Genomic DNA, 24,879 nt, shown 5'->3' with positions numbered 1-24,879 from the left:
GGAGGGTTTGCACGATGGAAGAACGTAACAACCGTAAGAGTTATGTCGGCCGTGTCACTTCTGACAAAATGGATAAAACCATTACTGTCGTCGTTGAGACTTATAAAAAGGCGCCACTCTATGGAAAGCGTGTTAAATACTCTAAAAAGTTTAAAGCACATGATGAGAACAACTCAGCAAAAGCAGGCGATATCGTACGTATCATGGAAACAAAGCCGTTATCCAAAGATAAGCGTTTCCGCCTTGTAGAGATCGTTGAGGAAGCTGTCATCGTTTAAGTTTAAAAGTTTTATTTACTTACCTGAAGGGAGGTAAAGAAGTCCATGATTCAACAAGAAACCAGATTAAAAGTTGCAGATAACTCAGGAGCACGTGAAGTGCTTTGTATTAAAGTCCTTGGTGGATCCGGCCGAAAAGTAGCTAACATTGGTGATGTCATCGTTTGTACTGTCAAACAAGCAACACCTGGTGGCGTTGTCAAGAAAGGTGAAGTAGTGCGTGCTGTTATCGTACGTACGAAAAGTGGTGCTCGTCGTTCAGACGGTACTTACATCAAATTTGACGAAAACGCTGCGGTTATTGTTCGGGACGATAAAAGCCCACGAGGAACTCGTATCTTCGGACCAGTTGCACGTGAATTACGTGAAAACCAATTCATGAAGATCGTTTCTTTAGCTCCTGAAGTACTTTAATGTTAAATAAAAATGCTCGGAAATATCGTCATAAGAGGAGGTGCCCTCATGTCCCAACCAAAATTGCATGTCAAACAAGGAGATAACGTGAAAATTATCTCTGGAAAAGACAAAGGCAAAGAAGGTAAAATCCTTGAAGCATACCCAAGTAAACAACGTGTGCTCGTGGAAGGCGTCAACATGATAAAAAAACACGCTAAGCCATCCCAAGCAAATCCGCAAGGCGGAATCTTGAATCAAGAAGCTCCTATTCACGTATCGAACGTGATGCCTATTGATCCAAAAACGGGTGAGCCAACACGTGTAGGTTATAAAGAAGTAGACGGAAAAAAAGTACGTATTGCTAAAAAATCTGGCGAATCACTTGATAAGTAAGCGTCAGTGGCTGAAAGGAGGTCAACTCAATGAGTCGTTTAAAAGAAAAGTTTAGTAAGGAGATCACTCCTTCACTTACAGAAAAATTTAACTACACGTCTGTTATGGAAGTACCAAAAGTAGAGAAAATCGTTATAAACATGGGTGTGGGTGACGCAGTTCAAAACTCTAAAGTTTTGGATAAGGCTGTTGAGGAATTAACACTTATTGCAGGTCAAAAACCATTGATTACGAAAGCTAAAAAGTCTATTGCTGGATTTAAGCTTCGTGAAGGGATGCCGATCGGTGCGAAAGTGACATTACGTGGTGAACGTATGTATGATTTCCTTGATAAACTAATCGCTGTTTCTCTACCACGTGTACGTGACTTCCGTGGTGTTTCTAAAAAAGCATTTGACGGTCGTGGTAACTATACATTAGGCGTAAAAGAACAATTGATTTTCCCAGAAATCGAGTATGACAAAGTTGATAAAGTTCGCGGAATGGATATCGTCATTGTTACAACAGCCAACACAGACGAAGAAGCACGTGAACTTCTCACTCAAATGGGCATGCCGTTTCAAAAATAACATCATTGCCAAAGAGAGGAGTGAAGACCTTGGCGAAAAAATCGATGATCGCAAAACAGAAGCGCGCGAAAAAGTTTAATGTTCAAGAATACACTCGTTGCGAACGTTGTGGACGCCCTCACAGTGTGATTCGCAAGTTTAAACTTTGCCGTATCTGCTTCCGAGAACTTGCATATAAAGGTCAAATTCCGGGCGTTAAAAAAGCTAGCTGGTAATTCCGTTTAAGGGAAGGAGGTAAATACGATGGTCATGACAGATCCAATTGCTGATATGCTTACTCGCATTCGTAATGCGAATACAGTTCGACACACAAGCCTAGAGCTTCCGGCTTCAAAAATCAAGCGTGAAATCGCTGATATTCTAAAACGCGAAGGTTTTATCCGCGACTACGAATATATCGAGGATAACAAACAAGGTATCCTTCGTCTTTTCCTTAAGTACGGTGGAAATAACGAAAAAGTTATCACCGGCCTTAAGAAAATTAGTAAACCAGGTTTGCGTGTTTATGCAAAATCTGATGAGCTTCCACGTGTCCTTGGTGGACTTGGAATCGCGATTATTTCATCATCTACAGGTGTCATTACTGACAAAGAAGCACGACAACATAAAGTAGGCGGCGAAGTACTCGCTTACGTTTGGTAATTAAGCATTTAAGAGAACGGAGGTGTAAGACATGTCCCGAGTTGGTTTAAAACCAGTTGAAGTTCCTTCTAACGTAGAAGTGAAATTCGACAACACAACAATTACTGTTAAAGGACCTAAAGGTGAATTGAAACGTGAACTTCACCATGACATGGTTGTAAAACACGAAAATAACCAAATCACTGTAGAGCGTCCTTCTGATCATAAAGATCACCGTGCCCTTCATGGTACAACACGCAGTGTTATCAACAATATGGTTGAAGGTGTAACGAATGGCTTTGAGAAAAAGCTTGAGCTTGTGGGGGTTGGTTACCGTGCGCAAAAGACAGGTAGTAAACTTGTTCTTAACGTTGGTCTTTCCCACCCAGTTGAATTCGTTGCTGAGGACGGTCTTGAAATTGATGTGCCATCCAACACTGAAATTATCGTTAAAGGTATCGATAAAGAACGTGTAGGAGCTCTTGCTTCTAATATTCGTGCCACACGACGTCCTGAGCCTTACAAAGGAAAAGGTGTTCGTTACGCAGGTGAATATGTACGTCGTAAAGAAGGTAAGACAGGGAAGTAATCTCTAATTAACGGAAAGAAAGGAATGACGTTCGATGATCTCAAAGACTGACAAGAACGCGGTGCGTAAGAAACGACATGCCCACGTTCGTCGTACGATCACAGGAACTGCTGAACGTCCTCGTCTAAATGTTTTCCGTTCTAATAAGCACATTTATGCACAGTTGATCGACGATGTGGCAGGTGCCACTCTAGCTAGTGCTTCAAGCTTAGATAAAGAACTGAACATTGAAAACGGTGGAAACAAACAAGCAGCTCAACAAGTGGGCGAACTCGTTGCAAAACGTGCCCTTGAAAAAGGTCATGAAACAGTAGTATTTGATCGTGGCGGTTACCTCTACCACGGTCGTGTACAAGAACTTGCAGACGCTGCTCGTGAAGCAGGCCTCAAGTTTTAATCAAGGCTAAAAGGAGGGAAAGACATTGCGTATCGATCCTAATAAATTGGAAATTGAAGAAAGAGTCGTAACGGTCAACCGAGTTGCAAAGGTTGTTAAAGGTGGACGTCGCTTCCGCTTTGCAGCACTCGTTGTCGTTGGAGATAAAAACGGACACGTTGGATTTGGTATGGGTAAAGCACAAGAAGTGCCTGAAGCCATTCGTAAAGCCATTGAAGACGGCAAGAAAAATTTAATTCGCGTACCGATCAAAGGAACGACTATTCCTCATCAGATCACTGGTGAATTCGGCGCAGGCAGTGTATTACTAAAACCTGCATCTGAAGGTACTGGAGTTATCGCAGGCGGACCTGTCCGTGCGGTATTGGAATTAGCCGGTGTTGGTGACATTTTATCCAAATCTCTTGGATCAAATAACCCGATTAACATGGTACGTGCGACAATTCAGGGGCTTGAAAGCTTAAAGCGTCCAGAAGATGTGGCAAAACTACGAGGCAAATCTGTCGAAGAGTTGCTAGGTTAAGGAGGGATTTGGCATGGCAAAAAAACTAGAAATCACCCTCAAAAAAAGTCTGATCGGTCGTCCAGAGGATCAGCGAGTGACAGTGAAGACACTTGGTCTTCGTAAAGTCAACCACACCGTCGTAAAGGAAGATAACGACGCGATGCGAGGCATGGTGAACAAAGTTTCTCACCTCGTGAGTGTGAAAGAAATTGAAGCGTAATTGATAAACAGTTGAGGAGGTGTCAACATGCAACTTCACGAATTACAACCTTCTGTAGGTTCTCGTAAAGAGCGCAAGCGTAAAGGCCGTGGTGTAGGAACTGGTAACGGTAAAACTGCCGGTAAAGGTCACAAAGGTCAAAACGCTCGTTCAGGCGGTGGTGTCCGTCCAGGTTTTGAAGGTGGACAAATGCCTATCTTCAGACGTTTACCGAAACGTGGATTTAAAAATCCTAACCGTACGGAATATGCCATTGTTAACCTTGAAACGTTAAATCGTTTTGACGAAGGAACAGAAGTCACACCAGCACTTCTTGTTGAAACAGGTGTCGTTAAAAACGAAAAAGACGGAATCAAAGTTTTAGGTAATGGAACACTTGACCGTAAACTTACAGTTAAAGCTCATAAATTTTCAGGATCTTCAAAGGAAGCGATCGAAGCCGCTGGCGGAACGATTGAGGTGATCTAATGTTTCAGACAATCTCCAATATTTTTCGTGTTGGTGATTTAAGAAAGAAGATCTTTTTCACCCTGGCGATGCTTATCGTCTTCAGGATTGGAGCCCATATTCCTGCTCCCGGTGTGGATGCTCACATTCTGGATTTCGGTGGAGAAATGAACGCCTTTGGGTTCTTAAATGCCTTTGGCGGGGGAGCGCTTGAAAACTTCTCCATCTTTGCCACAGGGATTATGCCGTATATCACGGCGTCTATTATTGTTCAATTGTTGAGAATGGACGTTGTTCCTAAGTTTGCCGAATGGTCTAAACAAGGGGAGGCTGGTCGTAAGAAGCTAGCTCAAGTAACGAGATACGGGACGATCGTTATTGCGTTTATTCAAGCCTTAGGAATGTCTATCGGCTTTAATAACATTTTTCCAGGTCTTGTACCGAACCCGACAATGACTACCTATTTGCTGATAGCTACGACCCTCACTGCTGGAACAGCTTTTCTACTTTGGCTGGGGGAACAAATTACAGCAAATGGTGTAGGAAACGGGATTTCGATCATGATCTTTGGCGGGATTGCTGCTGGGATTCCGAATGGAGTTAATCAATTATATGTAACTCAATTCGAAGACGCAGGAGATGCCTTATTTATTAACATCGTCACTGTATTGTTACTTCTCCTAGCCCTTTTAGCGATCGTCGTCGGTGTTATTTTTGTGCAGCAGGCTCTCAGAAAGATTCCTGTTCAATATGCAAAGCGGTTGGTTGCCGGACAACAGCAAGGTGGTAAATCTACCCACTTGCCGTTGAAGGTAAACGCAGCAGGGGTAATTCCAGTTATCTTTGCCATGTCTCTGTTTATTTTTCCACCGACAGTGGCTGGATTCTTCGGAGATGAAAATGCAATAGCGGGCTGGGTTACAAATAATTTCGATTATACACAGCCGTTTGGACTTCTCGTCTATGCAGTGCTAATAATCGGTTTTACGTATTTCTATACATTTGTACAGGTAAATCCTGAACAGATGGCAGATAACCTGAAAAAACAAGGCGGGTATATTCCTGGTGTCCGTCCTGGTAAAACAACCCAAGTATATATAACGCGAATCCTTTATCGTTTGACATTTGTCGGAGCTTTGTTCCTTACAGTTGTATCAACTATTCCTGTGTTTTTCACTCAAGTGGCAGGTCTTCCACCAGCCATTCAAATTGGTGGTACAGGATTGTTGATTGTTGTAGGTGTGGCACTAGATACGATGAAGCAAATAGAAAGTCAATTAATTAAACGATCCTACAGAGGCTTTATTAAGTAATAAGGGAGAACTTCTCCCTTTGCCTTCGATCGTAGGTTGTGAGAACGGTGGAGGGAAACAGATGAATTTAATCTTAATGGGACTTCCAGGTGCTGGTAAAGGAACGCAAGCAGATAAGATTGTTGATAAATACGGTATTCCTCACATTTCAACCGGAGATATGTTCCGTGCAGCTATTAAAAACGGTACAGAATTAGGTGTGAAAGCAAAAGCATACATGGATGAGGGAGCTCTTGTTCCCGATGAAGTCACTGTAGGTATTGTGAAGGAACGCTTAAGCAAAGACGACTGCAAAGAAGGCTTCCTCTTAGATGGCTTTCCGCGTACTGTCGCTCAGGCTTCTGCTCTGAACAGCATGCTCGAAACATTAGAGCGCCAATTAGATCATGTGATATATATCGAAGTACCGAAAGAGGATCTTTTCAAACGTCTTACGGGGCGCTGGATCTGCCCTGAGTGTGGAACAGCTTACCATGAGATTTTCAATCCTCCAAAGGTCGAGGGAAAATGTGATAAAGACGGAAGTGACTTGATTCAACGGGAAGACGATAAGCCTGAAACGGTTGGAAAACGGTTAGAGGTTAACCTCGAACAAACACAGCCTCTCGTGGATTTCTACAGTGAGAAAGGCTACCTGCGAAACATTAATGGTCAACAAGACATTCATAAAGTGTTTGAAGACGTTGATGCATTACTGAAAGGAAGCCGTCAATGATCATTTGTAAGACACCCCGGGAATTAGACATTATGCGGCAGGCAGGCAATATCGTGGCCTTGACGCACCGGGAACTTCAAAAGCACATTGAACCTGGTATAACCACGAAGGAACTAGATCACATCGCGGACACATTTATTCGTGAAAATGATGCGATTCCATCTTTTAAAGGCTATAATGGATTTACCGGAAGCATCTGCGCTTCAGTGAATGATCAATTAGTACACGGCATTCCGGGCGATCGTGTCCTGAAGGATGGCGATATTATCAGTATAGATATCGGTGCCAAATATCAGGGTTACCACGGAGACTCCGCATGGACGTACCCCGTTGGGACCATTGATGACAAAACCCGCAAGCTCCTTGATGTAACTGAAGAGTCACTGTTTAAAGGACTTGCAGAAGCCCGGCCAGGAGAAAGGCTGTCGAATATTTCTCATGCGATCCAAACGTATGTGGAAGCACATGGCTTTTCTGTCGTAAGGGAATATGTCGGGCACGGGGTAGGTCAGAATCTCCATGAAGATCCGCAAATTCCGCATTTCGGTCCTCCTGGTAAAGGCCCTCGCTTAAAAAACGGCATGGTCCTAGCCATTGAACCGATGATAAATGCAGGAACACGTCATGTCCGCACCTTAAAAGACAATTGGACGGTCGTGACAACGGATGGAGAAATGTGTGCCCATTTCGAACACACAATTGCTATTGTTGACACAGGATATGAAATTTTGACAAAAGCCCTATAGGGATGAAGGTGGTCACTAAATGAAAGATCCTGATTCTGTTCCACAAGTGGGAGAGCTTGTGAGAATTCTTAACGGAAGGGACAAAGATCAATTCGCTTTTATAATTGACGTGGTGAATGAACGTTTTGTCAAGGTTGCTGACGGGGATAAAAGGAAAGTAGACCGGGCAAAAAAGAAAAACATTCAGCACATTGAAAGAGTGAACATCATTGCACCGGAAGTAAAGAATAGCATTGTTGAAACGGGTCGTGTCACCAATGCCAAATTACGGTTTGCAATTTCAACATATATTGATGATAATTTACTGAAGGAAGGAGACTAAATTCATGGCCAAAGAAGATGTAATTGAAGTAGAAGGAACGGTCATTGAGCCGCTTCCTAATGCTATGTTCCGCGTTGAACTAGAAAACGGACATAAAATCCTCGCTCATGTTTCAGGCAAGATCCGTATGCACTTCATTCGAATTTTACCTGGAGACAAAGTGACGGTAGAATTATCTCCGTATGATTTAACGCGTGGTCGTATCACTTACCGTTATAAATAACCTAACAGGTTTAGATAGTCACTCCGCATTATAAGGAGGTAGAAAAACATGAAGGTAAGACCATCAGTGAAACCCATTTGTGAAAAATGTAAAGTTATTCGCCGAAAAGGTACCGTCATGGTCATTTGCGAAAATCCTAAACACAAACAAAAACAAGGCTAAATTAATAGGAGGTGTAAAGTATGGCACGTATTGCTGGTGTCGACATTCCTCGTGATAAGCGAGTTGTCGTCTCTCTCACGTACGTTTTCGGAATCGGTAAATCCAGAGCGATTAAGATTCTCGAAGAAGCTGGTGTCTCCCAAGATACACGCGTTCGTGACTTAACTGAAGATGAATTAGGGAAGATCCGTTCTGTTGTAGACGGAGTTAAAGTTGAAGGGGATCTTCGCCGTGAAGTATCACTTAACATTAAACGTCTGATCGAAATCGGATCATATCGTGGCATTCGTCATCGTCGTGGTTTGCCTGTAAACGGACAAAAAACGAAGAACAATGCTCGTACACGTAAAGGTCCTCGTCGGACTGTAGCGAACAAGAAAAAATAAGGTAAAGGAGGTCATGTCCGATTATGGCTAAACCAAAAACGACTCGCGCCAAGCGCCGTCAACGTAAAAATATAGAATCCGGAATTGCGCACATTCGGTCAACGTTCAACAATACGATTGTAACGATTACAGACCCACAAGGAAATGCCATCTCTTGGGCAAGTGCTGGTGCGTTAGGTTTTAAAGGCTCACGTAAATCCACACCTTTCGCTGCACAAACAGCAGCTGAAACGGCTGCAAAAGCAGCGATGGAGCATGGTATGAAGTCTGTTGAAGTATCTGTTAAAGGTCCTGGCGCTGGACGTGAAGCTGCTATTCGTTCCCTTCAAGCGACTGGTCTTGAAGTGAACATGATTAAAGACGTTACTCCCGTTCCACATAACGGTTGCCGTCCACCAAAACGTCGTAGAGTATAGTGTCATCAGAGGTATGAATTGTCATACCTATGTCAATAATGGTGTAAGAACCAATGTCCTAACAGGATACGGAAAGTATTGACGGTTTCGTGACAGGTCTAGGTGTGCCCAATGAGGGATTCCGGTTGTGCCTCATTCACAACCGGGGTTTCGACGTTTTGAAGGAGGGTTTGTTTAATGATCGAAATAGAAAAGCCGAAAATTGAAGTAGTTGAACTGAGCGAAGATGCCACGTACGGAAAGTTTGTCGTAGAGCCTCTTGAACGCGGATACGGAACAACACTGGGAAATTCCCTCCGCAGAATCCTGCTTTCTTCATTGCCTGGATCTGCTGTAACAAGTGTTCAATTTAACGGCGTTCTCCACGAATTTTCCACGATAGAAGGCGTGGTTGAAGACGTAACAACGATCGTGCTAAACCTTAAAAAACTTGCACTGAAAATTTATTCAGAAGAAGAAAAAACGTTGGAAATTGATGCTCAAGGTGAAGGAGTCGTCACAGCAGCAGACTTAATGCATGACAGTGATGTGGAGGTTTTAAACCCGGACCTGCATATTGCCACTCTTTCTAAAGGTGCTCAATTCCAAATGAAGGTTGTAGCAGCAAGAGGACGCGGTTATGTACCGGCTGAAGGAAATAACTCAGAAGATTTATCTATCGGAGTTATTCCGGTTGATTCTATTTTCACACCGGTTTCCCGTGTGAATTTCCAAGTTGAAAATACCCGTGTCGGTCAAATCACGAACTACGATAAGCTGACATTGGACGTGTGGACTGACGGAAGTATCCGCCCGGAAGAAGCTGTTTCACTTGGTGCGAAAATTTTGAATGAACATTTAAATATTTTCGTAGGTTTAACAGACCAAGCCCAACATGCCGAAATTATGGTCGAAAAAGAAGAGGATCAGAAAGAAAAAGTCCTCGAAATGACGATCGAAGAGTTAGACTTGTCTGTTCGTTCTTACAACTGTCTTAAGCGGGCAGGAATTAACACAGTACAAGAACTAACACAGAAATCTGAAGAAGACATGATGAAAGTTCGTAACCTCGGACGTAAGTCTCTTGAGGAAGTGCAGGAGAAACTGCAAGAACTGAACCTCGGTCTTCGTGACGAAGAATAATCTACTTTTTCCGGTTTGAGCGATCAAATCGGTCCTGAAGAAGATAGATATTCAGCTGAGAAGGAGGGACTAACATGGCATACAGAAAATTAGGTCGTGACAGCAGTGCACGTAAAGCGTTATTCCGTGACTTAGCGACTGATTTAATTATTAACGAGCGCATTGAGACGACTGAGCCGAAAGCGAAAGAACTTCGTTCAGTTGTTGAAAAAATGATCACATTAGGTAAACGTGGTGATTTACATGCACGTCGTCAAGCAGCTGCTTTTATTCGTAAAGAAGTAGCAGATGAAGAGAGCGGACAAGACGCTGTTCAGAAACTATTTGAAGACGTCGCTAAACGCTACGAAGATCGTCAAGGCGGGTATACACGAGTTCTAAAGCTTGGGCCTCGCCGTGGAGACGGTGCAGAAATGGCCATCATTGAGCTTGTGTAACATAAGCACATTGATTCTTCCAAAGGGCGGGACACTGCATCTGGTAACAGATGAGGGTTCTGAGCCCTTTTTTACTTTTTACTTATAATCGTATATATATGAGTGGATATAAAAGGATGAGACACCCTCTACTAATTAATAAACTAGTCAAAAGGACTCTCTCTATTTTTAATAGCTAGAACCCTATCGCTAATACTAACAGGTCGCACCGTTTAAAAAATGGAGGTACTATGAGTACGGAAAAGCTAATTGAAGTGAAAAATGTCAGTTTTCGATACCGTGACGACGGCCCGTACGTTGTTAAAGGCATTAACCTATCCATTAAACGGGGGGAATGGCTCACGATACTTGGTCATAACGGCTCGGGAAAATCTACGCTGGCAAAGATGTTTAACGCGTTATATACTCCTAATGAAGGCGACGTCATCTCGTTTGGTCATAACACAAAAAGCTCTGATACATGGACGGAAATAAGACGACAAGCGGCAATGGTATTTCAAAACCCAGATAACCAAATTGTCGCACCTACTGTTGAAGATGACGTGGCTTTTGGTTTGGAAAACGCCGGTGTCCCGTATGAGGACATGAGAAGGCGTGTATCTCATAGTATTTCTCGACTTGGGTTAAAAGGGTTGGAAAAGCGAGAACCCCACCAACTTTCAGGGGGACAAAAGCAACGTGTGGCTTTAGCTGGAGCCTTGGCGCTAAAACCGGCTGTGATCATTCTTGATGAGGCTACCTCAATGCTCGACCCATCTGGACGAGCCGAGGTGCTAACCTATATTAAAAATCTCCATGAGAACGAGAATATGACCATCATCACCATTACCCATGATGTAGAAGAAGCTGTCTTTGCTGACCGACTCGTAGTGTTAAAAGATGGTCAAGTGTTGAAAGAAGGGACCCCAGCTCACCTTCTAACAGACGTGGCTTTTTTACGTGAAGCCCATTTAAAAGCACCCTTTTCCGTCCAGTTGACGACTGAACTGAAAAAGCATGGTGTGGACTTACGACGAGACGCTCTCACGAGAGAGGAGCTAGTAGAGGCCCTATGGACATACAAGCAAACACATTAACCTATACGTACATGGCGGGCACACCGTTTGAAAAGAAGGCGCTCCATGACATGAACGTGACGATTCCTGAAGGACATTTCACGTCACTTCTCGGTCATACGGGTTCAGGGAAATCAACATTCGTACAACATTTAAATGGGCTATTGAAACCTACGTCTGGAAAAGTGTCGATAGGTGACTGGACGATTCAAGCACATACGAAGCAAAAAGGCCTCTTTGAGCTTCGGAAACAGGTCGGTATGGTATTTCAATTTCCCGAGCACCAATTGTTTCACGAAACAGTTTTGCAAGATGCCGCTTATGGCCCTGAAAACTATGGTCTTTCAAAAGCGGATGCCAAGGAAAAAGCAGCTCATTATTTAAGGATGTGCGGGATACAAGATGATTTGTTTGACCGTTCTCCCTTTGATTTAAGTGGCGGACAAATGCGCCGTGTGGCTATCGCTGGTGTCCTCGCCATTGAACCGAAACTACTTATTCTCGATGAACCAGCAGCAGGCCTTGATCCAGAAGCACATCAGATGATGATGCAATTATTCTATGAATGGTTTAAGGCAGAAGAGAAACGAAGTATCATCCTGGTTACCCACCATATGGAGGATGCTGCCTTGTATTCCGATGACATTATCGTCATGGATAAGGGGAGTATCAATATGAAAGGTACGCCAGCAGAGGTTTTCTCAAAAACAGACGAGTTGGAAGCATTAAAGTTGGCTGTGCCAGAGTCCGTCAAGCTATTGTCATTGCTTAAGGCCAAGTGCGGTGAACAGATTGATACACAAGCCTTTACGCTCGATGACACCGTCAGTCGACTGCTCGCCTATTTAGGAAAGGACGTGGCGAGCCGTGTTTGATAATGTGATTATTGGCCAGTTTGTCCCTAGAGAGTCTGTCATTCACCGTCTTGATCCACGATCGAAGTTAATAGCTGTTATGCTGTTCGTCATCTTTCTTTTTGCTAGCAGGCATCCTGCTGTCCTGATAAGTGGAGGCCTACTTACCATTACAGCGTTTGTTTTGGCTAACATTCCCCTTCGTTTTTACATGAAAGGGATGCGATTTATTGCCATTATCATTCTTTTTACTTTTATATTGCACCTGATCATGACAAACGAAGGAACGGTGCTGTGGGATGCTGGTTGGATGACGGTCTATACTGGTGGTGTGAGCACGGGGGCGTTAATCGGATTCCGTCTTCTTCTGCTCATTGTTATGACGACGCTATTAACACTGTCCACAACACCTGTAGACTTAACAGACGGCATGGAGAGGCTTATGCAGCCTTTAGCAAAAATGAAGATACCAACTCATGAATTAGCGCTCATGATGTCAATTGCATTAAGGTTTATTCCCACGTTATTAGAAGAAACATCTAAAATTGCAAAAGCCCAGATGGCAAGAGGAGCGAACTTTTCTCAAGGCTCTCTTTGGCAGCGTCTTAAAGCGATCGTGCCGATCCTCATACCACTGTTTGTCCAAGCGTTTAAACGAGCAGAAGATTTAGCTACAGCGATGGAAGCGAGAGGTTATGCTGGCGGGAAGGGGCGAACGAAATACAGGCAACTAGTATGGAAGAGACAAGACACGCTTGTGATAAGTGTTTTCGTCTTGTTTTCACTCATGACGATTATTTTGCAATGGATAGGATAGAGGTGAAAGTCAATGCAACGGGTATTAGCAACATTATCATACGATGGGGCTCGTTTTCATGGTTATCAAAGACAGCCCCAGGATCGCTCGGTTCAAGGGGAGGTCGAAAAGGCATTAGCGACAATTCATAAAACGCCAAGCTGGCCGTCCACCTCATCGGGACGAACGGATGCCGGTGTTCACGGGATTCGTCAGCCTGTTCATTTTGATACACCATTAACGATACCTGAAGACCGCTGGCCAAAGGCCTTAAATAGTTTACTGCCAGATGACATTTACGTGCATACGTGTAGGCATGTTCCTCAGTCATTTCACGCTCGCTACGATGCAGTAGGGAAAGAATATATTTATCGGCTTTCGACTAGCTCTGACTATAATGTGTTTCAGCGACGCTATATCTGTCATACTGACAGGACACTTAATATGGCGGCCATGCAAGCGGCAGCCAGCCAATTTATTGGGACACATGACTTTACGAGCTTTTCATCCCCGAAAACCGATGTGGTGGATAAAGTGCGGACGATTTATTTGATAGACATCGCAAAAGAGGGCGATGACTGGACGTTCAGGTTCATTGGCAGCGGCTTTTTATATCAGATGGTGCGCGTGTTAATGGGGACATTGTTAGAAGTAGGAAGCGGTACACGTCAGTGGGATGAAATAGAGACGATTATGGCGGCGAAAAATCGGGCACTGGCTGGAAAAACCGCACCTGCCCACGGGTTATATTTGTCTCAAGTGTTTTATGACGAACAGATATTAGCTGATTACGTAAAAAAAATTCAATAACAACGAAACCTGGTGTATTTTCAGGTTGACATGGCCCTTCATATATTATATGATGATCTATGGTATTCTTATGCCCACTAGCCCCGGGTACGGAATCGATCGTTGAAATGACAGTTAGATTTGGATAGTTTTTTGACTAGTAGGAGGGAAATAACGAATGCGTACAACATATATGGCAAAGCCACAAGACGTGGAGCGCAAGTGGTTCGTGGTTGACGCTGAAGGTAAAGCACTTGGACGCCTAGCTTCTGAAGTTGCGAGCATCCTTCGCGGTAAGCACAAGCCCACTTTTACGCCGCATATTGACACAGGTGATCACGTCATCGTGATTAACGCTGAAAAGATTCACTTAACAGGTAACAAACTTCAAGACAAAATGTACTACCGTCACAGCCGCTACCCTGGTTCATTGAAATCAATGTCTGCAGGTGAAATGCGTGACCGTAAACCAGAACGTTTAATCGAGCTTGCTATTAAAGGCATGCTTCCAAAAGGATCTCTTGGCCGTCAAATGGCTAAGAAATTAAATGTTTATGCTGGAAGCGAGCACCCACACCAAGCTCAAAAGCCAGAAACATTAGAATTACGCGGTTAATATAGAAGGAGGGAATTTTCTTGGCACAAGTTCAATACTACGGAACAGGTCGTCGTAAGAACTCTGTTGCACGTGTTCGTCTCGTACCTGGAGACGGTAAAATCGTGATCAACAACCGTGACATCAACGACTACTTTGACCTTGAAACATTAAAAGTTATCGTAAAACAACCACTTGTTGAAACTCAAACGGAAGGCACATACGATGTGCTCGTTAACGTTGACGGCGGTGGATACACAGGACAGGCAGGCGCTATCCGTCACGGCGTTGCCCGTGCACTTCTTAAAGCTGACCCAGATTTCCGTCAGCCACTTAAAAAAGCAGGCTTCCTAACACGTGACGCACGTATGAAAGAGCGTAAGAAATACGGTCTTAAAGCAGCACGTCGTGCACCTCAGTTCTCAAAACGTTAATAAACCTTATATCAAAAGGTTCAGCCCTCTTTGCTCTTATGGAGCAGGGAGGTTTTTTAATTTCTCGGTTTAATGACCATCTTTTTATAAAATGACTTCTTCTCCCGAATCAGTATGAACAAAATACATTTTATTGTTTTCTCTTATTAAAGTGATATCTGTGCCAACTGGCATATCAAAAATACTCATAATTGCAGGCTCAATTTCAACAACAATTCCCCAGTCACAAATGGACATATTTGATGCATCTGCAAGAAATTCCTCTGTATCGCTATCAGACAAAAACCTCCATCCATTATCAAGGTCGTCCGCAGGGGCTTCTTTAATGCACCATTTTATTTTACCTACACCTTTTAAAATATGATTCGATACAACACTACCACCTAAACCACTGCTCTTTCTTAACTAATCACCTCCATAACTTTTTTCATATCATCAGTACCATGTTCCCAAATATCACAAATAAACCTTGAAAGGTATAAAGCCAATCAAGGTAATCGAATTCAATTCAACTATTTAAATATTTAAAATGTGCTCATTATGAAGACCTCTATAATAAAAAATCCATTTATTTATCACTATCTATTTCTTCTATGAATTCTAAAAACGAGTCTTGGAGCTCCCCTTCTGTATCTTTAGAATCAAGCAGTAATTTAGGTTCTAACGAACAATTTTCCAAAGTCGAACTGCCATCAATTACCCCTAGCATCTTTGAAATACTATCAATCATCGTTTGTTCAATTATCTTCATTAATGCCTCTTTATTTTCATCTGTTAAACTATCGTAAAGACCAATAGCTTTTCTCCAATAATCATCTGTTTTAGAAGTAACATTTGTTGTTTCATACGTGTCTTTGTACAGTTGAAGATTCTCTTTAACAATAGACTCATAAAGTGATTTAACGAAAATATCATTCATTTTATTTCCTCATTTTTGGATACATTTTTTTGTTTAATTCAATAAGTTCTTTTAAAGAAGAATTTTGGTATGTCATCATAGACTCTTCTAAGCTCCCTAGTATCTATAGCCAATAACTGTCTAGGATTATCTATTCCTTTTGTACTTCTTGAAATTATTCCATAAGGTCCTTTAATGGTGTACCCCACCTTCTTTGGAACATCAATTGCAGGTGCAGTATTTAAATTATAATTATCTCCTAATTTCTTCATTGCGGCTTTCTGTCCTGCATTGATTTTCATCTGGATGGGGTCTTCCAGCATGTGTATGAGCTATTTTGTCATTTGTATGCTCGACTACTACTTTTTTACCATGAGGTGTATCGTATCATAGTAACGCCCATGATGCGTCTTATTTGTACTATAATTATAATTTTTAGACTCATATCCTTTTTTAGTAATATCATCTCCTACCCGCCATTGCCGAGTAAGCTGTTGTGAACGAGGGAGGTCTGCCAAGTCTTTAACTTTTGTTAGTGTTCCTTTTCTGTTTAAATTACTTGTTGTCTTGACAACACCCCCAACATTATCTGCATTCTTCGCAAACTTGGCAACTTTTTAAGCTCCTTTAACTGCCGCACTGGGAAGTGAATATAGAAACATACTATAAGAAAAATCTCGGACAAGACAATGATATACTTGAACGGTATGACTTCGGTATATAGTCGATTAAGCATTCATTGGTGGAATAATGAAATCGCCTTAATAGCAATATTTAATAAATCATGCCTCTTAAAATATGTTACACTTTCACCGAATGTATAGTTTTAGTTATTTTAAAGGGATTATAATATGAAAGAGGGGTTGAATCGTATGGAAAGTATTGAGCAATTGCAAAAAATAAACACACCAGCCCATCAAGTATACTTAGCATTAACAACGAAGGAAGGTTTGTCTGAAGTATGGACAAAGGATCTGAAAGTGGAAGCGGTCGTTGGAAAGGTGAATGAGTTTCGCTTTGGTCCTAATGATACAGCCAAAATGAAAGTTATTGAGCTTGTTCCGGACAAGCGAGTCAGCTGGGAATGCGTGGACGCTGATGCCGATCTGGAATGGATCGGGACTACGATCACATTTGAATTAACTGAATCTAACGGTACCACAAAGGTTGATTTTAGCCATGCCCAGTGGAAGGAAATTACGTCATGTTACAAGTTTTGCAATTACAACTGGGCGATGTTTTTGCTGAGCTTGAAGCAGTACTGTGAGCTTGGGAAAGGCACACCTTACCAAGAAAGAACTCTTTAGAGAAGAAAACGTCCCTGAATTTTCGGAAAGAACGAATATACAGCATCTGTTTAATTATTATGCAACAAAAGGTCAACCAGAAAAAACTGGCTGACCTTATATTACGATCGGGCGTATTTCTAAAAAAAGAATTACGCTCTTTCCTAATGAGTAGGGCCATATTCTTGAATAAGGAAGAAAGGTAATTCACCTTGAAATGTAAAAGTTACGTAATAAAAAGAGAAACTTATTGGAAAAAGGTAAATTATCTATTAAGATGATTTGTTAAAGCTGTACGCTTTTCTTCTTGGTACCAATAAATGTAATCGGAGTATTAGCTTTTGCTTGAAAAATTACGGAATTTCAATATTAAATCTTTTACTCATTTTATTTATAAATTCATCATCTTTCATTTCCTCACGTTCCATTAATAAATCTGAGCCAGTATTGTATCTCAGTTGATTGGTTGGATCACTTGCTGCCTTGTAAATCAAGTCAGCAACAATATTCGGAGGTGGGACTTCTTGAAGGTCAAATAAGCTTTCATAAACTGATCCGACTTTTTGCTCGAAATCACTATATTCGGTCAGCTGATTACTCTGAAGCGTATCCATAGACCTGCCTGTAAACTCAGTTCTTGTTGGTCCTGGTTCTATAATCTTTACCCGAATATTTTGAGGAGCTAGTTCGTACATTAAAGATTCCGTAAATCCGTTTATGGCAAATTTGGTAGCATGGTAAAGTGAAAACAGTGGAAGGGTAATTCTGCCTCCCTCAGAGGTAATGTTAATAATGAGGCCCTGATGATTTTTTCTGAAGTGGGGGAGGATCGCTTTTGTTACTCGCATCAAACCAAAAACATTGACGTCAAACTGTCTTTGAATTTGTTCTTCTGTTGCAGCTTCGAATATTCCAAATGCGCTGTATCCCGCATTGTTTACAATGACATCAATATTACCGAATGTCTTAATTCCTTGCTCAATCGCTTTGTCAATTGATTCTTTCATTTCAACGTCCAGCTCGGTGACAAAAATATTCTCAATCTTAGTAAGCTCTTTCTCTTTTTCAGGAGAACGCATCGTTGCAATGACATGCCACCCTTTTTGTGCAAAATGTAAGGCTGTAGCTCTTCCAATTCCTGCTGATGTACCAGTAATCAATATCGTTTTCATTATTAGTCCCTCCTCTTTAATCTTCTGTTGATAAAGAATATAGGTCAATTTTGCGATTTATAAGTTCCATGTAGCGCGTTAATTCTTTTATCTGATTTTGAAGGTGAGTGTTTCGTTGTCTAAGCAGATTTATCCGCTCGTTTTTTGATTTTTCCCCCTGTTGGGTTAATTGAGCAAATTTCTTCATTTCTGTAATTCCCATTCCAGCCTCACGAAGGCAACGGGCAAATTTGATCCATTCAACGTCTTCGTAATCATAAATGCGAATACCCTTTTCATTACGCTTAACCGGTGGGAGAATACCCTCTTTTTCATAGTAGCGAAGTGTGTGAATTGATAATCCAGTCTCTTTGGCGAGTTGGCCAATTTTCAAACGCCATCCTCCTTTCTGAATCAATTTCATCATGAGAAATACTAAAAATAACCGAGTCATTTTCGTTAATTAATTAAGTGAAATCGAGCGTGAATAATTAGTTAACTTGTAATGACAGTAGGTGAATCCTTAAGGAAGCAAAACCTCCATTAACTGAAGACAAACAAGCCTTTATGGGGTTCTACTTTTACAGCGAAGGGGTTGCTCAATACTTTGCTAAGGTACAAAAGAGCTGTAATGGCCAGTTTTGTAATGAAAGAAGAATGATGAAATTGACTCTTCTATTTAAATTTAATTAAGCTTATCAGCTAGAGCACACTCTATGTCAAGGGATTAAATATGTTAAATGAGACTCTTATTTTTGAAAATTGGACAATACGAAAAATGTAGAGAGAACAAAACCGCCAAGCGTCTGTAAATCACTTGGGGACAACTTTCGCTATTCACATTCATGCCATTACAAAAAAGGGCATAGCACTTCTCCTTTTTCTTTATCATAAGCGAGATCATCCTTGATAAAGTCAGATACATGGATGCCCTTTTTTATAGGTTAAACTTTAATTGCCTTCCAACAGATCTCAACCGTCTGTTTAATTTTATTTTCATCCAGGCGAAATTTCCCCGTTAAGTCTCCTTTTATTACCGATGTGATAATGCCAATCACAATATGACAACTAAAAATTGGATCCATGTCACGTACGATGCCGTGCTTCTGCCCTTCTACGATAATTTGTAAGATAATTTCATCCGCAGGAACCGGCTGTTTTCTTATCTCTTCTGGTATAAAAGGAGAATCACAATAATTATCTATCAATAACATTTCTTGAGGGTGACTAAATCCAAATTCGGCCATATTAAACAATATTGCCTTCATTTTTTCGTATGTTGTTAAAGTATCATCATACTCTTTTAGGATGTATTCACCCATATGCGTCCGTGCGTTAACAAAAACCTCACTCACTACGTCCTCCTTATTACTAAAATAATGATAGAACGTGCTTGAACCAACATTTGCTTTCGTGAAGATTTTTGAAAATGTCACTGATTGTAAACCTTCTTCTGTTATTAAATCTAATGTTGCAGTTAATATATCTTCTCGTTTTCCCATTTTGCACCTCTTATCGGAATGTATATTCTATATTTTATCACAAACAAGAGATTAGTCAATTTAAGTGTTTTTATTTAAAAACTAATAAAATTGCTTAAAACGGTAATTTTCTACGATGTCGAAAGTTTTCTCTTGCATTATTTCCAAAGGTATTATACTCTTTGTTAGAATAAACATTCTAATATTTGTTTATTCAACTTTACTTTTAAAGGAGGCATTCATTTGTTTGATTACAAAGGAAAAGTGGCACTAGTAACGGGCGCCTCAGGCGGAATTGGAAAACAATACGCAAAGGAATTAGCGTCTAAAGGGAGCGATGTCATTTTAGTGGCACGCTCAAAAGAAAAGTTAGAGGCATTGGCAATAGAGTTATCCAGTGCTTATCGAATTCGCACATATCCTTTACCAACAGATTTATCGAAAGCGGATTCAGTAGCATCTTTGGCACAACAAATTGAAGATCTCAATTTAAACGTTGATATTTTAATTAACAATGCTGGATTTGGCACTCATGGCCGTTTTGAAACGATCCGAAACGACCAGGAACAAGAGATGATAAACCTTAATATATCTACGATTGTTGGTATGACGCATCAGTTCTTACCATACATGCAACAACAAAAGACGGGGATTATTGTTAATGTTGCTTCGCTAAGTTCTTTTCAACCGATCCCTTACATGGCTACCTATGCAGCAACAAAAGCATTTGTTCTGTCATTCACCGAATCACTTTTCGCAGAGAATAGACACCTTGGCGTGAGTGTCTTGGCACTGTGCCCTGGAACAACAAAAACGAAATTTTTCGATGTTATCGGCACACAAAATATGCCAGGAGGAATTAATGGGACTCCTGAATCGGTCGTGAAAGCTGGTTTTAAAGGAATTGATAAAAAACGGAGCTACATCATAGACGGCGTCAAAAATTATTGGATCGCTCAAGCTAGTCGATTTATGCCACGAAAATTTACTGCAATTATGGGTGAACGGGTGACTCGCCCTGCAGACATACAAATACCTGCTTCAATCGTAAAGCAATAAGTCAAAAGAGATACAATAACTTTTATGGAGGTCGAGAGAATGGCATATAAAAACATTGCAAAAAGAAGTCTTGGAAAACAAGGATTAGAGGTATCTGCACTTGGTCTTGGTACGATGCTCATGCCAAATGACGACGAATCCGTACGTGTCATTCACGAAGCGTTGGATATGGGTGTAACCATGTTTGACACAGCAGATCTTTATGGTGATTATGCAGAGCAACGATTTGGCGTAAACGAAAAATTAGTTGGACGTGCGCTAAAGGATAGGCGTGAGAAAGCAATTATCGCTACAAAGTTTGGTATTACACATACTCAAGGCTATAAGGGTGATCGGGCATACATTAAGAAATCAGTGGATGCGAGTTTGTATAACCTTGGATTAGATTATATAGATCTTTATTATCAGCATCGTTTAGATCCTAATACAGCCATTGAGGAAACCGTGGACACTTTATCCGAGCTAGTTAAAGAAGGAAAAATCCGTTATATTGGATTATCGGAAGCTCCTGCAGATATTATTAAACGAGCGCACAAGGTTCATCCACTATCAGCCGTAGAAACGGAATATTCTTTATGGAGCCGAGAAGTAGAAGATGAGATTCTGCCATTATTAAAAGAACTCGAAATAGGTTTAGTGCCTTACAGCCCGTTAGGTCGGGGGTTTTTAACTGGTCAGATTAAAAAATTTGAAGATTTACCAGAGGATGACTATCGACGTCAGTATGAGCGGTTTCAAGGTGATAATTTTATCAAAAACGTAGAAGTCGTCACTAAAATTCAAGAGTTAGCTAGTAAAAAAGGCTATTCCCCTGCTCAACTTGCTTTGGCATGGTTGCTTGGTCAAGGGGATCAAATTGTACCAATCCCTGGCACTAGAAAAGCGGAAAGAATAAGAGAAAACCTAGGGGCTCTGCAAGTTCAACTAACCCAGGAGGATTATCTGGAAATTGAAAACATTTCACCTAAGGGAACGGCAGCTGGTGGAAGAGGTACATCTCAATCCTAATAGCCCCCTTATGAGCCCAAAAACAGCGTTTTATTAAAGAGCAGCGATTTATAGTTATCTATAAAATCAATATCAGATCAATTTAGAACTAATAGCTCTCCTTTACTTGCTTCAGTATAAGCAAGTAAGCGGAAAAAAGTATGGTTTGGTGGTTGTGTTTGAATTAATTCAAGAAAATGTTGAATAATATTTTTGGCATTCTGTTTCTTTATCGCTAACTAAGTAATCTAACTGTCTTTTTGGACCTCTTCAAATTTATGATTCTATTGAGCTTTTATGCTCTTTGAATCGATTTCTAACTGAATTTTAGCTGCATATTTTTTGGTCTCTCGTTTAGTTCTAAAGGGGACTACAACGAATGAAATAATTAAGAGATATTTTCCCGAAGAGTAAAAAATCAAAAGGGAATTTAATTTAAAATTCCCTCTTCCCTTTTAAATCTTAATAAAGTTATTTGGACCCCTTTTTTTACAAAGGGATTTGGTTATTTATGTTGAAATTAGGTTATGAATAATCAGGGCTTGTGAAGAAATGCATTTAAACTAATGGGGGAAAAGTTATAAAGATATTTCAGGGGGAAAAATTATGCTAAAAGTAAGATCACTTGAGAATAATGATTATGAACTAATTAAAGAAGCAGAAAAAGTTATTGAAAATAATTATAGGTATGGAAGACATCACATTGGTGCAGCGGTTAGAACCACATCAGGTAATATCTTTTCAGCTGTTCACGTAGAAGCAAACGTTGGAAGAATTACAGTATGTGGAGAAGCAATGGCAATCGGGAAGTCCATTTCAGAAGGTGAACACGAGTTTGATACTATTGTAGCAGTAGCTCACCCTCATCCTCACGAAGATATAGAAAAATGCTGGGTTGTCGCACCTTGTGGTATGTGTCGGGAGTTAATTAGTGACTACGGAAAAGATACTGATGTAATTATTTTTTACAATGGAGAATTAGTTAAATGTAATGCAATTGATCTGTTACCAGAAAAATACACAAGTGATATAGAATAATATTATCTTTAACAAACGGATGCGATAGTTGAATACGTTTTAGGCTGTCCGTATTCATCAAACAGGGAGAAGAGTGAAGGTAGCTTTTAAGGGGTGTTTCATCCATGTTAATAAGGACTAACCTGTTCCTCATGAAGGTTAAAGTAATTTAACACTTTGTCCAAATGAATAGTTACAAAGGAGTTTGTGAAACATTTGCTCAAACTAATGGAGAGTGTTAGTAAAATTGCAGGTTGCAATGTTGCAGCTCTTTTTTTGTAACTATAACTGGAAAATGATGATAAACTAAAGGGATACTTGAAAAGAAATATTTTAATTACAGGGGGAGAGTAAGTTATGAAAAATCAGAAACTTATTATATTATTAACTTCAATAAGCGTCTTTCTTATTATAATGGTGCTAGATTTACAAAGATGGGGGGAGTATTCTGCTTTTAAACAATCGGTTATTGGTATATTAATCATTTTATGGTTTGTACATTTTGTTATTATGCTCAAGGTACTTTATTCAAGAAAAAATATTATCCATAAGAAAACATAATTTCTTCAATTGGTTGAGTGGTAAGGTGATAAAACACCTGCTCTTTTTATTTTTTTACTTACACTACGATATGTAGTGCGTACAGCATACGATATCGTATTTTGATTTTCCGGAAAATCTACTAAACTGCGCCACGAATAATAGAGCGATCGCCATTATATAAAGAACCATCTTTCAATGCTGTACTGACCCAAGGGGGAGAAGGACGGACCTTTTCCTGAAACAGACGTGTTTCAGGTTATTCGTGATGATGTAAATAAAAAAAGAACGATCTGTGGCCGCTTCTTTTCTTGTGGTTATAATACTGAATTTCTATAAATATCAAAGACATCTATATCTTCTTGTTCAAATAAACTCTCAGGAGCTTCTAATCCTTTTTCCTGCTTAAGTGAATATTCCTTTTCAGATGTGAAGACGCCATCTTTCATGTATATCTTTCTTGCGTCCGCTATGTCTCGTAAGGGTATCACGGTAGCTTAGGCTTAAGAAGATCTCTGAAATAAAAAATCCAATCAGCTATCACTATCTATTTCTTCTATGAATTCTAAAAACGAGTCTTGGAGTTCCCCTTTTGTATCTTTAGAATCAAGCAGTAATTTAGGTTCTAACGAACAATTTTCCAAAGTCGAACTTCCATCAATTACCCTTAGCATATTTGAAATACTATCAATCATCGTTTGTTCAATTATCTTCATTAATGCCTCTTTATTTTCGTCTGTTAAACTATCGTAAAGACCAATAGCTTTTCTCCAATAATCATCTGTTTTAGAAGTAACATTTGTTGTTTCATACATGTCTTTGTACAGTTGAAGATTCTCTTTAACAATAGACTCATAAAGTGATTTAACGAAAATATCATTCATTTTATTTCCTCATTTCTCGATACATTTTTTTGTTTAATTCAATAAGTTCTTTTAAAGCAGAATTCGGTATGTGATTATAGACTCTTCTAAGTTCGCTAGTATCTCTAGCCAATAGGTGATTACATCCATTTTTACAATCATAATAGATATCAAAAACGACTAAATGGCCTTAGCCCTATGGAATATAGAGCTAAAGCCACTTAATCCGTTTTATTATTTCCCCAGTCAAGTAGACAGAGGACAGTTCTTTATCCACCAGTTTTATACAATTATTCTTCGCATATTTTAATTATGTCTTTAGGTATAGATTCAAAAATTAACAATTCTGATTTTGTATAAGGCTTCTTTATCAAATACTCTTCAAGTGTCATCATACTGTCCCAGTATAGTTTAATCCAGTGTTCAATAGTTTCTCCAGTATCAAAATTAAAAGCTTCCTCATCAAAATCTTTCAAATCCTCATAAAATGCTTGATCATAGATCGACAAAGAAATATCACCATCAAATACTAGGATTTTATCCGTAAATATAGGAAAGCAAAAAGATTTGGAAAAACGATTGGTTATATCAACACCTATTGCTTCTTTAAAGTTAAGCCAATCAGGTGTATTGGAAGGTCTTAATAGTTCTGTTATCTCAAATTTCACTATGCCACCATTACTATATCTATTGTTTGACTTAGTAGAAGATTTAATGCCATCATTCATGATTTCTTCCAACGAAACATGATGATCGTGATTTTCTGGCAAATATGCATGATACAGCAAATTACTCATGTATCTCACCTACTTAATAT

Annotated in this window: 39 protein-coding genes and 2 pseudogenes; 32 read left to right on the top strand and 9 right to left on the bottom strand. The window is 40.2% G+C overall.

All coding sequences use genetic code 11. From position 1 onward, the window contains the following. The first annotated feature begins 14 nt into the window (after positions 1-14). The 27 genes from rpsQ to rpsI all read left to right on the top strand — a co-directional run bounded on the left by rpsQ (position 15) and on the right by rpsI (position 14,780). Entirely contained in the window at positions 15-278 is a 264-nt protein-coding gene (gene rpsQ / locus BK581_RS12635) for a 30S ribosomal protein S17 (RefSeq protein ID WP_078578513.1), read from the top strand. A 45-nt stretch (positions 279-323) separates the two neighbouring features. After that, the gene (rplN, locus tag BK581_RS12630; protein ID WP_078578512.1) at positions 324-692 is read left to right on the top strand and encodes a 50S ribosomal protein L14; all 369 of its coding nucleotides are present in this window, start codon (positions 324-326) and stop codon (positions 690-692) included. 63 nt (positions 693-755) lie between these two features. Continuing rightward, entirely contained in the window at positions 756-1,067 is a 312-nt protein-coding gene (gene rplX / locus BK581_RS12625; RefSeq protein WP_078579934.1) for a 50S ribosomal protein L24, read from the top strand. Positions 1,068-1,096: 29 nt separating this feature from the next. After that, positions 1,097-1,636, top strand: coding sequence for a 50S ribosomal protein L5 (rplE, locus tag BK581_RS12620; protein WP_078578511.1), 540 nt, complete (start codon positions 1,097-1,099; stop codon positions 1,634-1,636). 29 nt (positions 1,637-1,665) lie between these two features. Next, positions 1,666-1,851 carry a type Z 30S ribosomal protein S14 gene (locus BK581_RS12615; protein ID WP_078578510.1) on the top strand — a complete coding sequence of 62 codons (186 nt, stop codon included), beginning with the start codon at positions 1,666-1,668 and terminating at the stop codon, positions 1,849-1,851. Between the two features lie 28 nt (positions 1,852-1,879). Then, positions 1,880-2,278: a 30S ribosomal protein S8 gene (rpsH, locus tag BK581_RS12610; protein WP_078578509.1), complete on the top strand. Its 399-nt coding sequence runs from the start codon at positions 1,880-1,882 to the stop codon at positions 2,276-2,278. A gap of 31 nt (positions 2,279-2,309) precedes the next feature. After that, positions 2,310-2,846, top strand: a complete 537-nt coding sequence (gene rplF / locus BK581_RS12605) for a 50S ribosomal protein L6 (protein WP_078578508.1) — start codon at positions 2,310-2,312, stop codon at positions 2,844-2,846. Positions 2,847-2,880: 34 nt separating this feature from the next. After that, positions 2,881-3,243: a 50S ribosomal protein L18 gene (gene rplR, locus BK581_RS12600; RefSeq protein ID WP_078578507.1), complete on the top strand. Its 363-nt coding sequence runs from the start codon at positions 2,881-2,883 to the stop codon at positions 3,241-3,243. A 25-nt stretch (positions 3,244-3,268) separates the two neighbouring features. Beyond that, positions 3,269-3,766, top strand: coding sequence for a 30S ribosomal protein S5 (gene rpsE / locus BK581_RS12595; RefSeq protein ID WP_078578506.1), 498 nt, complete (start codon positions 3,269-3,271; stop codon positions 3,764-3,766). Positions 3,767-3,779: 13 nt separating this feature from the next. Further along, a complete protein-coding gene (gene rpmD / locus BK581_RS12590) occupies positions 3,780-3,968 on the top strand; it encodes a 50S ribosomal protein L30 (protein WP_078578505.1) in 189 nt (62 codons plus the stop codon). Positions 3,969-3,995: 27 nt separating this feature from the next. After that, positions 3,996-4,436 carry a 50S ribosomal protein L15 gene (rplO, locus tag BK581_RS12585; protein ID WP_078578504.1) on the top strand — a complete coding sequence of 147 codons (441 nt, stop codon included), beginning with the start codon at positions 3,996-3,998 and terminating at the stop codon, positions 4,434-4,436. Next, on the top strand, positions 4,436-5,728 hold the full coding sequence (secY, locus tag BK581_RS12580) for a preprotein translocase subunit SecY (protein WP_078578503.1): 1,293 nt from the start codon (positions 4,436-4,438) through the stop codon (positions 5,726-5,728). The genes rplO and secY overlap by 1 nt, the downstream gene beginning before the upstream one ends. 61 nt (positions 5,729-5,789) lie before the next feature. Beyond that, on the top strand, positions 5,790-6,443 hold the full coding sequence (locus BK581_RS12575; protein ID WP_078578502.1) for an adenylate kinase: 654 nt from the start codon (positions 5,790-5,792) through the stop codon (positions 6,441-6,443). After that, complete coding sequence (gene map / locus BK581_RS12570; protein WP_078578501.1) at positions 6,440-7,189, top strand: type I methionyl aminopeptidase; 750 nt, start codon at positions 6,440-6,442, stop codon at positions 7,187-7,189. Before BK581_RS12575 ends, map begins: the two co-directional genes overlap by 4 nt. 19 nt (positions 7,190-7,208) lie before the next feature. After that, entirely contained in the window at positions 7,209-7,511 is a 303-nt protein-coding gene (locus BK581_RS12565) for a KOW domain-containing RNA-binding protein (protein ID WP_078578500.1), read from the top strand. Positions 7,512-7,515: 4 nt separating this feature from the next. Next, positions 7,516-7,734: a translation initiation factor IF-1 gene (gene infA / locus BK581_RS12560; RefSeq protein ID WP_010896341.1), complete on the top strand. Its 219-nt coding sequence runs from the start codon at positions 7,516-7,518 to the stop codon at positions 7,732-7,734. 48 nt (positions 7,735-7,782) lie between these two features. Next, positions 7,783-7,896 (top strand): 50S ribosomal protein L36, encoded by a 114-nt coding sequence (gene rpmJ / locus BK581_RS12555; RefSeq protein WP_003322638.1) that lies wholly within the window; start codon positions 7,783-7,785, stop codon positions 7,894-7,896. Positions 7,897-7,916: 20 nt separating this feature from the next. After that, a complete protein-coding gene (gene rpsM, locus BK581_RS12550; RefSeq protein WP_078578499.1) occupies positions 7,917-8,282 on the top strand; it encodes a 30S ribosomal protein S13 in 366 nt (121 codons plus the stop codon). Between the two features lie 23 nt (positions 8,283-8,305). Next, on the top strand, positions 8,306-8,698 hold the full coding sequence (rpsK, locus tag BK581_RS12545) for a 30S ribosomal protein S11 (RefSeq protein ID WP_078578498.1): 393 nt from the start codon (positions 8,306-8,308) through the stop codon (positions 8,696-8,698). Between the two features lie 177 nt (positions 8,699-8,875). Continuing rightward, complete coding sequence (locus BK581_RS12540; RefSeq protein ID WP_078578497.1) at positions 8,876-9,820, top strand: DNA-directed RNA polymerase subunit alpha; 945 nt, start codon at positions 8,876-8,878, stop codon at positions 9,818-9,820. A gap of 74 nt (positions 9,821-9,894) precedes the next feature. Continuing rightward, complete coding sequence (gene rplQ / locus BK581_RS12535; RefSeq protein WP_078578496.1) at positions 9,895-10,257, top strand: 50S ribosomal protein L17; 363 nt, start codon at positions 9,895-9,897, stop codon at positions 10,255-10,257. A 230-nt stretch (positions 10,258-10,487) separates the two neighbouring features. After that, a complete protein-coding gene (locus BK581_RS12530) occupies positions 10,488-11,333 on the top strand; it encodes an energy-coupling factor transporter ATPase (protein WP_078578495.1) in 846 nt (281 codons plus the stop codon). Further along, positions 11,309-12,187 carry an energy-coupling factor transporter ATPase gene (locus BK581_RS12525; RefSeq protein WP_078578494.1) on the top strand — a complete coding sequence of 293 codons (879 nt, stop codon included), beginning with the start codon at positions 11,309-11,311 and terminating at the stop codon, positions 12,185-12,187. Before BK581_RS12530 ends, BK581_RS12525 begins: the two co-directional genes overlap by 25 nt. Further along, entirely contained in the window at positions 12,180-12,983 is an 804-nt protein-coding gene (locus tag BK581_RS12520; protein ID WP_078578493.1) for an energy-coupling factor transporter transmembrane component T family protein, read from the top strand. The genes BK581_RS12525 and BK581_RS12520 overlap by 8 nt, the downstream gene beginning before the upstream one ends. A gap of 12 nt (positions 12,984-12,995) precedes the next feature. Next, the gene (gene truA, locus BK581_RS12515) at positions 12,996-13,772 is read left to right on the top strand and encodes a tRNA pseudouridine(38-40) synthase TruA (protein ID WP_078578492.1); all 777 of its coding nucleotides are present in this window, start codon (positions 12,996-12,998) and stop codon (positions 13,770-13,772) included. A gap of 157 nt (positions 13,773-13,929) precedes the next feature. After that, positions 13,930-14,367: a 50S ribosomal protein L13 gene (gene rplM / locus BK581_RS12510; protein WP_078578491.1), complete on the top strand. Its 438-nt coding sequence runs from the start codon at positions 13,930-13,932 to the stop codon at positions 14,365-14,367. Between the two features lie 20 nt (positions 14,368-14,387). After that, entirely contained in the window at positions 14,388-14,780 is a 393-nt protein-coding gene (gene rpsI / locus BK581_RS12505; RefSeq protein ID WP_078578490.1) for a 30S ribosomal protein S9, read from the top strand. An 84-nt stretch (positions 14,781-14,864) separates the two neighbouring features. On the opposite strand, the pseudogene BK581_RS12500 reads toward rpsI, so the two are convergent. The 3 genes and pseudogenes from BK581_RS12500 to BK581_RS12490 all read right to left on the bottom strand — a co-directional run. Beyond that, positions 14,865-15,143 (bottom strand): annotated as a pseudogene (locus tag BK581_RS12500) (immunity protein Imm33 domain-containing protein); the annotation flags it as partial. A 205-nt stretch (positions 15,144-15,348) separates the two neighbouring features. Then, entirely contained in the window at positions 15,349-15,699 is a 351-nt protein-coding gene (locus BK581_RS12495; protein ID WP_078578488.1) for a transposase, read from the bottom strand. Positions 15,700-15,737: 38 nt separating this feature from the next. Continuing rightward, positions 15,738-15,980, bottom strand: a complete 243-nt coding sequence (locus BK581_RS12490) for a hypothetical protein (protein ID WP_245829033.1) — start codon at positions 15,978-15,980, stop codon at positions 15,738-15,740. Positions 15,981-16,550: 570 nt separating this feature from the next. Here BK581_RS12490 and BK581_RS12480 point away from each other — a divergent pair. Then, positions 16,551-16,985, top strand: a complete 435-nt coding sequence (locus BK581_RS12480; RefSeq protein WP_078578487.1) for an SRPBCC family protein — start codon at positions 16,551-16,553, stop codon at positions 16,983-16,985. Positions 16,986-17,317: 332 nt separating this feature from the next. On the opposite strand, the gene BK581_RS12475 is transcribed toward BK581_RS12480, so the two are convergent. From BK581_RS12475 to BK581_RS12465, 3 genes are all read right to left on the bottom strand, one after another. Beyond that, entirely contained in the window at positions 17,318-18,136 is an 819-nt protein-coding gene (locus BK581_RS12475; protein WP_078578486.1) for an SDR family oxidoreductase, read from the bottom strand. 16 nt (positions 18,137-18,152) lie between these two features. Next, on the bottom strand, positions 18,153-18,509 hold the full coding sequence (locus BK581_RS12470) for a MerR family transcriptional regulator (protein ID WP_245829030.1): 357 nt from the start codon (positions 18,507-18,509) through the stop codon (positions 18,153-18,155). Between the two features lie 550 nt (positions 18,510-19,059). Next, positions 19,060-19,617 carry a TetR/AcrR family transcriptional regulator gene (locus BK581_RS12465; protein ID WP_017473620.1) on the bottom strand — a complete coding sequence of 186 codons (558 nt, stop codon included), beginning with the start codon at positions 19,615-19,617 and terminating at the stop codon, positions 19,060-19,062. 222 nt (positions 19,618-19,839) lie between these two features. Here BK581_RS12465 and BK581_RS12460 point away from each other — a divergent pair, with 222 nt between their 5' ends. From BK581_RS12460 to BK581_RS12450, 3 genes are all read left to right on the top strand, one after another. Next, the gene (locus BK581_RS12460; RefSeq protein ID WP_078578484.1) at positions 19,840-20,655 is read left to right on the top strand and encodes an SDR family NAD(P)-dependent oxidoreductase; all 816 of its coding nucleotides are present in this window, start codon (positions 19,840-19,842) and stop codon (positions 20,653-20,655) included. A 39-nt stretch (positions 20,656-20,694) separates the two neighbouring features. Further along, positions 20,695-21,663: an aldo/keto reductase gene (locus BK581_RS12455; protein WP_078578483.1), complete on the top strand. Its 969-nt coding sequence runs from the start codon at positions 20,695-20,697 to the stop codon at positions 21,661-21,663. A gap of 585 nt (positions 21,664-22,248) precedes the next feature. Further along, positions 22,249-22,680: a cytidine deaminase gene (locus BK581_RS12450; protein ID WP_078578482.1), complete on the top strand. Its 432-nt coding sequence runs from the start codon at positions 22,249-22,251 to the stop codon at positions 22,678-22,680. 836 nt (positions 22,681-23,516) lie between these two features. Here BK581_RS12450 and BK581_RS20460 read toward each other — a convergent pair. Beyond that, the gene (locus tag BK581_RS20460; RefSeq protein ID WP_257822655.1) at positions 23,517-23,648 is read right to left on the bottom strand and encodes a hypothetical protein; all 132 of its coding nucleotides are present in this window, start codon (positions 23,646-23,648) and stop codon (positions 23,517-23,519) included. A gap of 84 nt (positions 23,649-23,732) precedes the next feature. After that, positions 23,733-24,083, bottom strand: coding sequence for a transposase (locus BK581_RS12440; protein ID WP_078578480.1), 351 nt, complete (start codon positions 24,081-24,083; stop codon positions 23,733-23,735). A 111-nt stretch (positions 24,084-24,194) separates the two neighbouring features. On the opposite strand from BK581_RS12440, the pseudogene BK581_RS12435 reads away from it, so the two are divergent. Beyond that, positions 24,195-24,287 (top strand): annotated as a pseudogene (locus BK581_RS12435) (IS3 family transposase); the annotation flags it as partial. 65 nt (positions 24,288-24,352) lie between these two features. Here BK581_RS12435 and BK581_RS12430 read toward each other — a convergent pair. Next, entirely contained in the window at positions 24,353-24,859 is a 507-nt protein-coding gene (locus BK581_RS12430; RefSeq protein WP_078578479.1) for a DNA polymerase III, read from the bottom strand. Positions 24,860-24,879: the final 20 nt, after the last annotated feature.

The organism is Salipaludibacillus agaradhaerens (assembly GCF_002019735.1).
GTDB classification, from domain to species: Bacteria; Bacillota; Bacilli; order Bacillales; family Salisediminibacteriaceae; genus Salipaludibacillus; species Salipaludibacillus agaradhaerens.
The sequence above is the reverse complement of the archived record's forward strand: the minus strand, read 5'-3'. Positions and strand labels throughout refer to the sequence as shown.

Coding starts and splice junctions, on each gene's coding strand:
- rpsQ (WP_078578513.1), top strand. CDS start 15: ATGGAAGAACGTAACAACCGTAAGAGTTATGTCGGCCGTGTCACTTCT.
- rplN (WP_078578512.1), top strand. CDS start 324: ATGATTCAACAAGAAACCAGATTAAAAGTTGCAGATAACTCAGGAGCA.
- rplE (WP_078578511.1), top strand. CDS start 1,097: ATGAGTCGTTTAAAAGAAAAGTTTAGTAAGGAGATCACTCCTTCACTT.
- rpsH (WP_078578509.1), top strand. CDS start 1,880: ATGGTCATGACAGATCCAATTGCTGATATGCTTACTCGCATTCGTAAT.
- rplF (WP_078578508.1), top strand. CDS start 2,310: ATGTCCCGAGTTGGTTTAAAACCAGTTGAAGTTCCTTCTAACGTAGAA.
- rplR (WP_078578507.1), top strand. CDS start 2,881: ATGATCTCAAAGACTGACAAGAACGCGGTGCGTAAGAAACGACATGCC.
- rpmD (WP_078578505.1), top strand. CDS start 3,780: ATGGCAAAAAAACTAGAAATCACCCTCAAAAAAAGTCTGATCGGTCGT.
- rplO (WP_078578504.1), top strand. CDS start 3,996: ATGCAACTTCACGAATTACAACCTTCTGTAGGTTCTCGTAAAGAGCGC.
- secY (WP_078578503.1), top strand. CDS start 4,436: ATGTTTCAGACAATCTCCAATATTTTTCGTGTTGGTGATTTAAGAAAG.
- BK581_RS12575 (WP_078578502.1), top strand. CDS start 5,790: ATGAATTTAATCTTAATGGGACTTCCAGGTGCTGGTAAAGGAACGCAA.
- map (WP_078578501.1), top strand. CDS start 6,440: ATGATCATTTGTAAGACACCCCGGGAATTAGACATTATGCGGCAGGCA.
- BK581_RS12565 (WP_078578500.1), top strand. CDS start 7,209: ATGAAAGATCCTGATTCTGTTCCACAAGTGGGAGAGCTTGTGAGAATT.
- infA (WP_010896341.1), top strand. CDS start 7,516: ATGGCCAAAGAAGATGTAATTGAAGTAGAAGGAACGGTCATTGAGCCG.
- rpmJ (WP_003322638.1), top strand. CDS start 7,783: ATGAAGGTAAGACCATCAGTGAAACCCATTTGTGAAAAATGTAAAGTT.
- rpsM (WP_078578499.1), top strand. CDS start 7,917: ATGGCACGTATTGCTGGTGTCGACATTCCTCGTGATAAGCGAGTTGTC.
- rpsK (WP_078578498.1), top strand. CDS start 8,306: ATGGCTAAACCAAAAACGACTCGCGCCAAGCGCCGTCAACGTAAAAAT.
- BK581_RS12540 (WP_078578497.1), top strand. CDS start 8,876: ATGATCGAAATAGAAAAGCCGAAAATTGAAGTAGTTGAACTGAGCGAA.
- rplQ (WP_078578496.1), top strand. CDS start 9,895: ATGGCATACAGAAAATTAGGTCGTGACAGCAGTGCACGTAAAGCGTTA.
- BK581_RS12530 (WP_078578495.1), top strand. CDS start 10,488: ATGAGTACGGAAAAGCTAATTGAAGTGAAAAATGTCAGTTTTCGATAC.
- BK581_RS12525 (WP_078578494.1), top strand. CDS start 11,309: ATGGACATACAAGCAAACACATTAACCTATACGTACATGGCGGGCACA.
- truA (WP_078578492.1), top strand. CDS start 12,996: ATGCAACGGGTATTAGCAACATTATCATACGATGGGGCTCGTTTTCAT.
- rplM (WP_078578491.1), top strand. CDS start 13,930: ATGCGTACAACATATATGGCAAAGCCACAAGACGTGGAGCGCAAGTGG.
- BK581_RS12495 (WP_078578488.1), bottom strand. CDS start 15,699: ATGAATGATATTTTCGTTAAATCACTTTATGAGTCTATTGTTAAAGAG.
- BK581_RS12490 (WP_245829033.1), bottom strand. CDS start 15,980: ATGAAAATCAATGCAGGACAGAAAGCCGCAATGAAGAAATTAGGAGAT.
- BK581_RS12480 (WP_078578487.1), top strand. CDS start 16,551: ATGGAAAGTATTGAGCAATTGCAAAAAATAAACACACCAGCCCATCAA.
- BK581_RS12475 (WP_078578486.1), bottom strand. CDS start 18,136: ATGAAAACGATATTGATTACTGGTACATCAGCAGGAATTGGAAGAGCT.
- BK581_RS12465 (WP_017473620.1), bottom strand. CDS start 19,617: ATGGGAAAACGAGAAGATATATTAACTGCAACATTAGATTTAATAACA.
- BK581_RS12455 (WP_078578483.1), top strand. CDS start 20,695: ATGGCATATAAAAACATTGCAAAAAGAAGTCTTGGAAAACAAGGATTA.
- BK581_RS12450 (WP_078578482.1), top strand. CDS start 22,249: ATGCTAAAAGTAAGATCACTTGAGAATAATGATTATGAACTAATTAAA.
- BK581_RS20460 (WP_257822655.1), bottom strand. CDS start 23,648: ATGAAAGATGGCGTCTTCACATCTGAAAAGGAATATTCACTTAAGCAG.
- BK581_RS12440 (WP_078578480.1), bottom strand. CDS start 24,083: ATGAATGATATTTTCGTTAAATCACTTTATGAGTCTATTGTTAAAGAG.
- BK581_RS12430 (WP_078578479.1), bottom strand. CDS start 24,859: ATGAGTAATTTGCTGTATCATGCATATTTGCCAGAAAATCACGATCAT.